The sequence below is a fragment of the Patulibacter medicamentivorans genome (assembly GCF_000240225.1).
Taxonomy (GTDB): domain Bacteria; phylum Actinomycetota; class Thermoleophilia; order Solirubrobacterales; family Solirubrobacteraceae; genus Patulibacter; species Patulibacter medicamentivorans.
Genome location: NZ_AGUD01000115.1, coordinates 1 through 11239 on the forward strand (window position 1 = coordinate 1; position 11239 = coordinate 11239).

Below are 11239 nucleotides of genomic sequence, written 5' to 3' on the forward strand. Positions count from 1 at the left end.
CCGGCCGCCGCGCCGGCCGATCCCGACTCCGGCGGCGTCACGCCGTCGGCACCGGCGCCCGCCGCGGCGTCGCCCGGCTCGGGCGGCACCCCGCTCCCCGGCGCCTGAAGCCTCCACGACGCACCGTCCGGCGCCGCGGCGAATCGCGGCGCCGGCAGCGTCGCGGTCGACCGCCTGCGACGTTCCGGTCGGCCGGCGACCGGTTCGTCACCCGCCGCCGCCCGTCAGCCGGTCATCCCCCCGAACTGGCCGCCGGTCACGTGCAGGGTCTGCCCGTGGACGTAGTTCGACCACGGGGAGCAGAGGAAGAAGATCCCGCCGGCGGCCTCCTCCGGCGTGCCCGGACGGCCGATCGGGACCATCATCGGCGCCAGCTCGCGCAGCTCGTCGGGGATCCCCAGCTGGACCTGCTGACCGTCGATCTCGGTCACGTTGGCCTCGTCCTTGGAGGCCGTCAGCCGGGTCTCGATCCAGCCGAACGCGACGGCGTTGACGTTGACCTTGAACTGGCCCCACTCCTTGGCCAGCGTCTTGGTCAGGCCGACGACGCCCGCCTTGCCGGCCGCGTAGTTCGCCTGCCCGGCGTTGCCCATCGTGCCCGACATCGAGCTGACGTTGACGATCTTGCGGAAGACCTCGCGGCCCTCCTCGCGCTCCTTCTTCGCCGGCTCGCGCAGGTGCGGGGCGGCGGCGCGGACGACCCGGAACGGCGCCACGACGTGGATGTCGAGCATCCGCTGGAACCAGTCGTCGCGCATCTTGTGAACCGGCGCGTCGAGCGTGTAGCCGGCGTTGTTGACCACGATGTCGAGCCGTCCCCAGCTGTCGATCGCGTGCTGGACGAGCGCGTCGGGCACGCCCTCCTTGGTCAGGTCGCCGTGGAAGACCGAGGTCTCGCCGCCGAGCTCGTCGGCCGCCGCTCGCGCGAGGTCGGCGTCGAGGTCGTTGATCACGACCTTGGCGCCGTGCTCCAGCAGCAGCTCGGCCGTCGCGCGGCCGATGCCGCGAGCCGATCCGGTGACGATCGCCACCTTGTCGTCGAGGACTCCCATGGTCCGTCTCCTCGGGTCGTACGTGCGGGACGTGCCCGCCAGACCGACCGATCCTATGGCGCGCGTCCCGCCGGCCGTCCCGCCCCGCTCAGGCGACCGGCCCGACCAGCGCCGTCGCCCGCACCGCGCCGTCCGGGCCCAGCAGCCACCGCCGGTCGCCGGCGACCGCGACCTCGAAGTCGCCGTCGGAGGCCTCGGCGTGGTGCTCGACCTCGGCGCGCAGCGGCACGGCGGCGTCGTGGTCGCGCAGCTCCTGCTCGAGGGTCCGCCAGTAGGCGGCGTTGTTGACGTGGTCGGCCAGGTCGAGGTCGGCGACCGCGAACGACCAGGGCCGCCGCTCGGCGCCCTCGGGCGGCGCCGGCGGGTGACGCAGCCGCGCCTTCGCCTTGCGGCCGTCCGCGGAGGGACCGTAGACCGCCAGGAACGCCTCGGTCTTGCGCGGCCGCAGCGTCGCGGGATCGAGCGGCACCCACAGCGCCGAGGCCTCGACCGCCGCGCCGTGCTCGCCGACGATCGACGTCCGCCGCTCGGCGACCAGGGTGCCGATCGCGGTGCAGGCGGTCCGCAGGTCGAGCCGCTCGCCGAAGGCCGGGAAGCGGCTGGCGAGGACCGTCGTCCGCCGCACCAGCCAGACCGAGTCGTGCTCCAGGCCGGCCTGGACGACGTCCTCGTAGGCCACCTGCTGCAGCCAGTCGACGATCGCGTCCAGGCGCGCCCGCCGGAGCGGCGAGACGTGGCCGGGGCCGACCCGTCGCGTCGCGCGGTAGACCCGGCCGCGGGTCGGGAAGGGGGTCAGGGCCTGGTCGGGCATCGAGGCCGCTCAGAGCTTCTTCCGCAGCATCCCGAAGACGCCGCGGATGACCTCGCGCTGGATCTGCTTGCCCTGGCGCGAGTTGAGGAAGTCGCCGAGCGCTCCTCCGCCGCCGTCGTCCTGCTTCGGCGGCGCCTTCGGGGCGGGCTTCGGCTTCGGCGCCCCGACCGGCGCGTTCGGGTCCTTCGCCGGCGGCGCCTCGGCCTCGGTCGCGGCCTGCTCGACCCGTGCGGCCAGCTTCTCGCGGGCACTCTCGTTGTCGACCCGGGTGCCGTACTTCGCCCACAGCGGCGAGGCCCTCGCGGTCCCGTCGACGTCGTCGGCCGGCGCGGCGCGCGACGCGGGGGAGACCAGCCGCGTGTGGACGACCGGCGTCGGCACACCCCTCTCCGACAGGATCGTGACCGCCGCCTCGCCGATCCCGAGCGCCGGCAGCGTCTCCTTCAGGTCGTAGAACTCCGACGTCGGGAAGGTCGAGACGGTCGCCTTCAGCGCCTTGGCGTCGTCGGGGGTGAAGGCGCGCAGCGCGTGCTGGACGCGGTTGCCGAGCTGGCCGAGGACGTCGCCGGGCACGTCCTTCGGGGTCTGGGTGACGAAGAAGACGCCGACCCCCTTGGAGCGGATCAGCCGCACCGTGTTGGTGACCGCGGCCAGGAACGCAGGCGTCGCGTCGCGGAACAGCAGGTGCGCCTCGTCGAAGAAGAAGACGAGCTTCGGCTTGTCCAGGTCGCCGGCCTCGGGCAGCGTCTCGAACAGCTCGGCCAGGATCCACATCAGCGCGGTCGAGAACAGCTGCGGCTGCTGCTGGACGCCGGGCAGTTCCAGGCACGAGATCACGCCGCGGCCGTCGGGCGCGGTCCGCAGCAGGTCGCCGATGTCGAACTGCGGCTCGCCGAAGAGCTCGTTGCCGCCGGCGGTCTCGAGTCCGACGAGCGCCCGCAGCAGGACGCCGACGGTCTGGCCGGAGAGCCCGCCGATGCCCTCCAGCTCGGCCTTGCCGGCGTCGGAGTCGAGGAACGTCAGCAGCGCACGCAGGTCCGAGAGGTCCAGCAGCGGCAGCCCCTTGGAGTCGGCGTAGTGGAAGACCAGCTGGAGGCTCTGCTCCTGGGTCTCGTTGGCGCCCAGGACCTTGCCCAGCAGCTGCGGGCCGAAGTCCGAGACGGTCGCGCGGACCGGGACGCCGGCGCCGATCCCGCCGAGCGCCAGGTACTCGACCGGGAAGCCGGTCGGCGTCCGCGGGACCTGCAGCTCGGCCATCCGCTTCGACGCCCAGCCCTCGGCGTCGCCCGCGGCGCCGACCCCCGACAGGTCGCCCTTCATGTCGGCGACGAAGACCGGCACGCCGGCCGCCGAGAGCTGCTCGGCGAGGACCTGCAGCGTGACCGTCTTGCCGGTGCCGGTGGCGCCGGCGATCAGCCCATGGCGGTTCATCATCCGCAGCGGCACCTGGACCGCCGCGTCGGGGAAGAGCTGGCCGTCGTGGACGCCGCGGCCGAGCGTGATCGCCGGCCCCTCGACGGCGTAGGCCTGGGCGATGGTGGGCGCGAAGTCCGGCATGGCCCGGCAACCTATCGGGCGGTGTACACCGCGGCCGTGAACGGACGGTCGACATGGCGTCCGGGCGCTCGGGCGCCGGACCGCGCGCTCAGTCGCAGAGGCGCAGGCGCGAGACCCGGAAGCCGTCGCTCCACGGATCGGCGGGCCCGTAGTAGGCGCCCTGGATCCAGAGCCGGTCGTCGCCGCGGACGCCGCGCAGGGTCAGCCGGATCTCGCCGTTGCGCCAGCGGCTGGCGGTGCGGCGGACGACGATCCGGTCGTTGCCGCCGCGGGTGATCGCCGCGTAGACGCCGATGTCGTACTTCTCGGCGCTGGGGTTGTCGCCGATCTGGGACAGCGTCCGCACCCACCAGGGGCCGTCGGCGCGGTGGCGCTCCTTGCAGGCGTAGTGGCGGAAGGCGTCGCTGCGGACGCGGGTCGGCGCGTCGGCCTGGGCCGCGGCGGGCGCGGTGACGGCGGCAGCGGCGAGCAGGGGGGCGAGCACGCGCTTCATGCTGGCAGCGTAGGCGCAGGGTCCGGATCGTGCGCCGACCCGGTCCATGTCGAGCGGTGTGCACGTCGGCGTGACGCGCTCGCCGACGGAGCCGCCGGGATCCGGGGTCCTCCGCAGTCGCACGGCCGTGGTCCGCCCCCGCCGGGCGCGCCGGACCACCGATGATTCCGGGCCGCGGCGATGGTCTCATGGGATGACGCCCCGCAACCCGAGGCCACGGTGATCACGATGATGCCCCCGACCCCCGATCCGCAGCCGATGACCCAGCTCGAGCTGGCGGAGTCGCGGCTCGCCGCCGACGTCGAGGCGCTCGCCTCGATCTTCGACGACGCCCATCCGGCCACCCGGCCCGCCGTCGCGCTGGCCGGCCGGGTCGCGGTCCAGGAGCGCCGGGTCCGGAGCCTGCGGGCGCTGCCCCACCACCGCGAGGCCGACGGCGCCCAGGACGCGCGCTGGGACCTGACGCTGGCCTACGAGCACCTCGCGTTCGCCTGCGACCAGCGCGGCGACCGCGCCGCCGCGACCTGGGCACGGGAGCTGGCGATCGCCGAGCGGCACGCGATCGACCCGCCGATCGAGCGGCGCCCGGCGCCGGCGCTGCGCGGCAGCCGCCCGGCGTTCGCGTTCGCGCTCGCCGGTTGAGGCCGCCACCGCCGCCTACAGCCCCATCAAGCGCCCGACGACGTCCTTCATGATCTCGTCGGTGCCGCCGCCGATCGGCCCCAGCCGCGCGTCGCGCCAGGCCCGCTCGATCCCGTACTCCTTCATGTAGCCGGCGCCGCCATGCAGCTGCAGGCACCGGTCGACCACGTCGACGAGCGCCCGCTGGGTCATCAGCTTGGCCATCGAGACCTCCTGGATCACCTGCTCGCCGGCCACGTGGCGGCGCAGCGTCTCGTAGGTCAGCGCGCGGCAGGCCTCGATCTGGGTGCCCATCTCGGCCAGCGCCCAGCGGGTGCCCTGGAAGTCGGCGATCCGGCGGCCGAAGGCGGTCCGCTCGGCGACGTAGGCCTTGGCCTGCTCGAACGCCAGGTCCATCCCCGCGACCGCGCCGAGCGCCATCGACAGCCGCTCCCACTGGAAGTTGGCCATGATCAGCTTGAAGCCGCCGTCGAGCTCGCCGAGCAGGTGGTCCTCGGGCACGAAGACGTCCTGGAAGCTGATCAGCGCGGTGTCGGAGGCGTGCCAGCCGAGCTTGTCGATCAGGCTGGCGCTGATGCCGTCGCCGCGGGCGGCGCCGAGCGCGACCGGGTCGTCCTCGATCCCCTCCGGCTGCTCGCCGCGCTCGATCACCAGGAACGAGATCCCGCCGTGGCCGCCCTCCCCGGACGTCTTCACGGCCGCGACGTAGTACTGCGCCCGGACCCCGCCGGTGATGAAGCACTTCTCGCCGTTGACGACGAAGCCGCCGTCGACCTTCTCGGCCCGGGTCTGGATGCCCGCGACGTCGCTGCCGGTGCCCGGCTCGGTGATCGCCAGCGCCGCGACCTGCTCGCCGCGCAGGACCGGCGGGACCCACCGCTGCCGCTGCGCCTCGCTGCCGAACTTGACGATCGGCGGGGCGGCGATGGTGGTCGGCGCGCTCAGCGCCGCGGCGACGCCGCCGGAGCCGGCGCGGGCGATCTCCTGCGTCCAGACGGCGTCGTGCAGGTGGTCGCCGCCCTGGCCGCCGAGCTCGGTCGGGAACCAGGTGCTGGCGAAGCCGGTCTCGCCGAGCGCGCGGAAGACCGAGCCCGGCACCCACTTGGCGTCCTCCCACGCTTGGACGTGGGGACGGATCTCGCTGTCGACCCAGCCGCGGATGCTGGCCCGCAGCTGCTCGTGCTCGTCGGTGAAGAGGTGCTCCCAGCCGGTGGCCGGGTTGGTGGCGCTGCTGTTGGAGAGGCCCGCCGAGGCGTGGCTCGGGGCGGGCGGACGGGACGTGGGGGCGGTCATGGTCGCTCCTCAGATCCCGTACGAGCGGCCGATGTACTCCAGCAGCGTCTCGTCGGTGCCGGCCCCGATCCGGTTCAGCCGCAGGTCGCGCCAGGCCCGTTCGATCCCGTACTCCCGCATGTAGCCGTTGCCGCCGTGGATCTGCAGGCACTCGTCGGCGACCTCGCAGGCGATCCGCGAGGCGTAGAGCTTGGCCATCGAGATCTCGCGCACCGGGTACTCGCCGGCCATCACCCGGCGGGCGGTGTTGTAGTTCAGCTGGCGGGCCGCCTCGACCTTGGTGGCCATCTCGGCGAACTTCCAGCGGATCCCCTGGAACTTGCCGATCGGGCGGCCGAACGCGGTCCGCTCCTGGGCGTACTGGAGCGTCCGCTCGATCAGCAGGTCGCAGCTGGCGACGGCCCCGACGGCGCCGATCAGCCGCTCGCCCTGGAGCTCCCACATGATGTGGTAGAAGCCCTTGCCCTCCTCGCCGAGCAGGTTGGCGGCCGGCACGCGGACGTCGGTGAACGACAGCAGCGCGGTGTCCGAGGCGGCCATCCCGGCCTTCATCAGCTTCTTCTCGCGCACGATCCCCGGCGAGTCCATGTCGACGATGAAGAGGCTGAAGCCGGCGTAGCCCGCGTCGGGATCGGTCTTGGTCACCAGCACGATGTAGTCGGCGCGGTGGCCGTTGGTGATGAAGACCTTCGAGCCGTTGATCACGAACTCGTCGCCGTCCCTGACCGCGGTGGTCTTGATCCCCGCCACGTCCGACCCGGCGTCGGGCTCGGTGATGCCCAGGCAGGCGATCTTCTCGCCCTTCATCGCCGGCACCAGGTACCGGAGCTTCTGCTCGTGGGTGCCGAGCATCTTGATCGGCGGGTTGGCCATGTCGGTATGGACGGCGACGCCCATCACCATCCCGCCCGAGTGCGAGCGGGCCAGCTCCTCGGCGAGGACCAGGTTGTAGGCGTAGTCGCCGCCCTGGCCGCCGTACTCCTCGGGGTAGGAGAGGCCGAGGAAGCCCAGCTCGCCCATCCGCGTGAAGACCCAGTCCGGGAAGGTCGTCTCCTCCCACTCGTCCGCGTGCGGCGCCAGCTCGGTCTCGACGAAGCGGCGGATCGTCGCCCGCATCGCCTCGTGCTCCTCGGTGAAGATCGGGTGCCGGCTGCTGGCGGCGTGGTCGGGCTTGAGGACCTGATCGGTGGCCATCGGGGCGGGTCTCCTCGGGCGTGCTCGGCGGGCCGCCGGAATGCGGCCCACCGCGCCAAAGTAGCACGTGCTACTTCCCACTTCGCGGATCGGGCGGCGCGGTCTGCGCCGTTGTGGCGCATCGCGTGCCCCGACCGTCGCGATCGGGTGGGATCGCCAAGCGCGGATCGCCGCGGTCCGGCAGGATCGCCCCCGGGGGACGTGGGCCCGAGCCGCCGTCCCCGCCGTCCCCAGCGAGCGAGGAGCACCCGTGGCCGAGACCGACGAGCAGCCGACCCCCGACGTCCCCGTCGCCTACGCGGCGGCCGAGGGCGTCGCCACGATCGCGCTCGACCAGCCGGCGACCCGCAACGCGCTCTCCGACGAGCTGCTCGACGCCCTGATCGCCGCCTTCGAGCGGGCGCGCGACGACGACGCCGTCCGCTGCGTCGTCCTGACCTCGACTCACGAGAAGGTCTTCTCGGCCGGCGGCAACCTGGCCGGCTTCGCCGCCGACGTCCCGCTGGTGACGAAGTACGGCGCGATCGACCGCTTCCCGCGGCTCTTCCGGCTGATCCTCGACCTCGGCAAGCCGACGATCTGCAAGGCCAACGGCCACGTCCTGGCCGGGGCGCTCGGGCTGGCGCTGGCCTGCGATCTGATCGTCGCCGGCGATCAGGTGACGTTCGGGACGCCCGAGATCAACGTCGGCGTCTTCCCGTTCATGATCATGGCGATCATCTACCGCAACGTCGGGCGCAAGAAGGCGACCGAGCTGCTGCTGCTCGGCGAGCGGATCAGCGCCGCCGAGGCCGAGCGGATCGGGATCGTCAACAAGGTCGTCCCGGCCGCCGAGCTGGACGCCGCGGTCGACGCCTGGGCCCAGAAGATCGCCCGCAGCTCGCCGCTGCTGATGAGCATGGGCAAGGACGCGATCAGCCGCCAGATGGACATGCCGCTCGACGACGGCCTCGACTTCCTGCGCGGGCAGCTGGCGCTGGCATTCTCGACGGAGGACATCCAGGAGGGCGTGAAGGCCTTCTTCGAGAAGCGCGAGCCGCAGTGGAAGGGGCGCTGAGGGGGCTCTTCTCGCGGGTCTCGACGGGTCTCGACGGGTCTCGACGGGTCTCGGGGTGGCTCGTCTTCTGGTCGTGGTGGGCTTCGGCTCGGCTATCGGCTGGGGCTGGGTGCGGCCGCTCGGCCGGCCCCTGCGCCGACGTGCCGTCTGTGGCTTGGTCCTCGGTTGGCGGTCGGCTCCGAGGACTTCCGGTCGAGCGGCCCCACCCAGCCCTTCCCTGAGTCCCCGGGCTGGCTCCTCCGCTGGCGGTGGCGGGCCATCGGTCGCGCAGGACGGGCGCGCAGGAGGGTGGGCGCGGCGCCCGGCCGTGCTTGGGGGAGCGAGCCGTGGTTGGCGAGCGGCTGCCGCTCGTCGGCTGGGGGCCGCCGCTCTAGCGCAGGTCGCCGAGCCAGCGACGCTGGCCGACCACGGCGTGCTTCTCACGAGGGAAGGGGGCCTACTCCCGCTGAGCCAACGACGCTGGCCAACCGCGGCTTGCTTCCCACAAGGGCCGCGCCGCCCGCCGCCCGCCGAGCCACCACCGTGTGCCCACCAGCCCGACCCGGCAAGCACGAAGCGCGGACCGCCCGACCGCGGCGCCCGATGCACGAACCGGTGGACGGGGAGGGCTGGGTGGGGTCATCCGCCGCCGGCACCATCCGGAGCCGAACCAAGGACCGAGGGCCAAGCCGCCGGTCAGTAGGTCGGCGGAGGGCCGGCTCGGAGGACCGCACCCAGCCCTCCCCGTCCACCGCCGAGCCACTCCACCACGACCCAAGCCGAGCCACGCCCCCCGAACCCCGAAGGCCCTCAGCGACCCCGGCCGATCACGCCGAACCAGGCGCTCCGAACCACCTGGCCAGCGCCTCCCGCAGCCCATCCTGCGACCGTTCCCCGACCCACGCGACGTAGCCGTCCGGCCGGATCAGCGCGGCCGTGGGGGCGGTGACGGCGCCCAGCACCGGCAGCTCCCACTGACCGTCGTAGGTCGCGCCGACCAGCTGCACCCGGTCGGCCCACGGGGCGATGTCGAAGCCGCCGGGCTCGCCGAGGTCGAGCAGCAGCGGCCGGGCGTCGTGCAGCAGCTCGAAGACCCGGAGCGGGCCGTCGGCGGCCACCAGGTCCAGGTCGGGCATCCGGCGTCCGAGCAGCGGGTGGCCCTCGCCGAGGTCGTAGTGGATGTCGAGCCCCGAGGCGATCCCCGCGAGCCGCTTGCGCGGCTCGTCCATCGTCGCCAGCTCCGACACCACCTCGACCAGGGCCTGCATGCGTTCGTCGCCGCGCTGGAGCGCGGTCTGCACCATCGTGTGCCGGAGGGCGCGGGCGGCGACCGGGTGGCGCTCGTCGTGGTACGTGTCCAGGAGGCCCTCCGGGGAGGTCCCACGGACCACCTGAGCCAGCTTCCATCCCAGGTTCATCGCATCCTGCACTCCCAGGCTGAGGCCCTGTCCGCCCGCCGGGGAGTGCACGTGCGCCGAGTCGCCGGCCAGCAGGACGCGCCCCGCGCGGTAGGCCGCCGCCTGGCGGGTCATGTCGGTGAACCGCGAGATCCAGGTCGGGCTGTGGGCCCCGAAGTCGGTGCCGTAGACCGCGATCAGCCCCTCCCGCAGGTCCTGCAGGGTCGGCTCGTCGCTGGAACCGAGCTGCCGCTCGGTGAGCATCACCCGCACCGGGCCCTCGTCCTCGTAGACCACCTCGCCGTCGCGGATCTCGTACCCCAGCCGGCCGAGGCCGTGGATGCCGTGGGCGTCGCGGCGGACGCCCAGCTCGGGCTCCTCGGTCATCTCGACCTCGGCGATCAGGTTGCTCCTCGTCGGATCCCAGCCGGGGAACTCGATGCCGGCCGCCTTGCGGACGAGGCTGCGTCCGCCGTCGCACCCGACCAGATACCGGGCCCGCAGCGACTCGCCGTCGGACAGCCGGACGTCGACCCCGGCGTCGTCCTGCGCGAAGCCGGTCACCTCGCGACCGTGGTGGATCCGGACCGGCAGCTCGGCGACCCAGCCGGCCAGGATCCGCTCGATCTGGTTCTGCCAGATCCCGAGCGAGTAGGGGTGGCGCGTGGGGAAGTCGCTCATGTCCAGCGTGGTCGTGCCGAACGCGGCGGCCTGCGCCACCTGGCCCTCCGCGAGGAACCGATCGGCGACCCCGCGCTGATCGAGCGCCTCGATCGTGCGCGAGTGGAACCCGCCGGCACGCGAGCCGACGAGCACGTGGTCGGGGCGCCGCTCGACCACCGTCACGTCGATCTTCGCCAGCGCCAGCTCGGCCGCCAGCGTCATCCCCGCCGGACCGCCTCCGGCGATCACCACGTCGTGCTCCGTCATACCCATCTCCGCTCCTCCGATGTTCGTAGGTCCTGGCCTGCGATCGGCGAGTATGGGGCACGAACCGCGGCCTCATGAGGGCCGTTCGTGCGGTATAAATTGGATGTGGAGAGGAGCGCGTCGCGCCCTCTCCTTCTTCGTTTCGCGGGCCGGGATCGCCCGCGGGCCGGGGTCTGGCCGGTGCGCGTCGCCGGGCCCGAAACGCGAAGCGCGCCGCCGGTTCGGCGACGCGCTGGGCGATCCGGGGCCTGGGCCTGGCGGCCGCTCAGGCCAGGAACGCGCCCCCGCGGACCATCTCCATCCGCGTCACCAGCCGGGCCGCGTCGTCCGCGTCCTCCGGCAGGTGGGCGTCGAGCAGGGCGTTGACGAGGGTCGAGCGGCGGACCGAGGCGACCAGCCCGGTCGCGCCGGCGACGACGTCGTCGAGCTCGCCCCGGAGCGGCTCGGGGACGCGCGCGTTGCGCTCCTCCCACGGGTGGTCCAGCGCCTCGAGCCGCCGCCGGCGGTAGCCGCCGATCGCCCGTGCGGCGGCATCGCCGTCGGCCGGCAGGTGGAAGTGCAGGACCGCGGTGACCAGCGCCGCGAAGGTGACCCGCGGGCCCGTCGCGGCGACCAGGGCATCCGCCCGGGCGGACAGCTCGCGATCGAGGATCAGCGCCGTCTGCTTGGGGCGGCCGAGCAGCCGGTCCGGCCGCAGGGCCGCGCCGTCGAGGGCCGCGGCCCACGCCGGCAGGTCGTCGGGCGACGCCGCGTCGACCTGCGGGGCGGTCTCTGCAGCGGCCTGGGCCGGGGGCGCGGCCGGGATCGCGGCGACGGCCGCGGGCTCCGGCTCGG

Annotated in this window: 9 protein-coding genes and 1 pseudogene; 2 read left to right on the forward strand and 8 right to left on the reverse strand. The window is 73.7% G+C overall.

All coding sequences use genetic code 11. From position 1 onward, the window contains the following. Window positions 1-224: 224 nt before the first annotated feature. The 4 genes from PAI11_RS09335 to PAI11_RS09350 all read right to left on the reverse strand — a co-directional run bounded on the left by PAI11_RS09335 (window position 225) and on the right by PAI11_RS09350 (window position 3913). Entirely contained in the window at window positions 225-1052 is an 828-nt protein-coding gene (locus tag PAI11_RS09335; RefSeq protein WP_007573537.1) for an SDR family NAD(P)-dependent oxidoreductase, read from the reverse strand. A gap of 88 nt (window positions 1053-1140) precedes the next feature. Next, the gene (locus PAI11_RS09340; RefSeq protein WP_007573539.1) at window positions 1141-1863 is read right to left on the reverse strand and encodes an acyl-ACP thioesterase domain-containing protein; all 723 of its coding nucleotides are present in this window, start codon (window positions 1861-1863) and stop codon (window positions 1141-1143) included. A gap of 9 nt (window positions 1864-1872) precedes the next feature. Continuing rightward, window positions 1873-3420 (reverse strand): helicase HerA-like domain-containing protein, encoded by a 1548-nt coding sequence (locus PAI11_RS09345; protein WP_007573542.1) that lies wholly within the window; start codon window positions 3418-3420, stop codon window positions 1873-1875. Between the two features lie 88 nt (window positions 3421-3508). Continuing rightward, entirely contained in the window at window positions 3509-3913 is a 405-nt protein-coding gene (locus PAI11_RS09350; RefSeq protein WP_007573544.1) for a hypothetical protein, read from the reverse strand. 228 nt (window positions 3914-4141) lie between these two features. Between PAI11_RS09350 and PAI11_RS09355 the strand changes: the two genes are divergently transcribed. Then, the gene (locus tag PAI11_RS09355) at window positions 4142-4555 is read left to right on the forward strand and encodes a hypothetical protein (RefSeq protein WP_138974202.1); all 414 of its coding nucleotides are present in this window, start codon (window positions 4142-4144) and stop codon (window positions 4553-4555) included. 15 nt (window positions 4556-4570) lie between these two features. Here PAI11_RS09355 and PAI11_RS09360 read toward each other — a convergent pair whose 3' ends face one another. Both PAI11_RS09360 and PAI11_RS09365 read right to left on the reverse strand, forming a co-directional pair. Then, the gene (locus PAI11_RS09360; protein WP_007573547.1) at window positions 4571-5848 is read right to left on the reverse strand and encodes an acyl-CoA dehydrogenase family protein; all 1278 of its coding nucleotides are present in this window, start codon (window positions 5846-5848) and stop codon (window positions 4571-4573) included. Window positions 5849-5857: 9 nt separating this feature from the next. Continuing rightward, window positions 5858-7042, reverse strand: coding sequence for an acyl-CoA dehydrogenase family protein (locus PAI11_RS09365; RefSeq protein ID WP_007573549.1), 1185 nt, complete (start codon window positions 7040-7042; stop codon window positions 5858-5860). A gap of 250 nt (window positions 7043-7292) precedes the next feature. Between PAI11_RS09365 and PAI11_RS09370 the strand changes: the two genes are divergently transcribed. Continuing rightward, window positions 7293-8099: an enoyl-CoA hydratase/isomerase family protein gene (locus tag PAI11_RS09370; RefSeq protein WP_007573551.1), complete on the forward strand. Its 807-nt coding sequence runs from the start codon at window positions 7293-7295 to the stop codon at window positions 8097-8099. Window positions 8100-8905: 806 nt separating this feature from the next. Here the strand turns inward: PAI11_RS09370 and PAI11_RS09375 are convergent. Then, a complete protein-coding gene (locus PAI11_RS09375) occupies window positions 8906-10405 on the reverse strand; it encodes an FAD-dependent monooxygenase (RefSeq protein WP_007573555.1) in 1500 nt (499 codons plus the stop codon). Between the two features lie 265 nt (window positions 10406-10670). Beyond that, window positions 10671-11239, reverse strand: a pseudogene (locus tag PAI11_RS27010) (hypothetical protein); the annotation flags it as partial.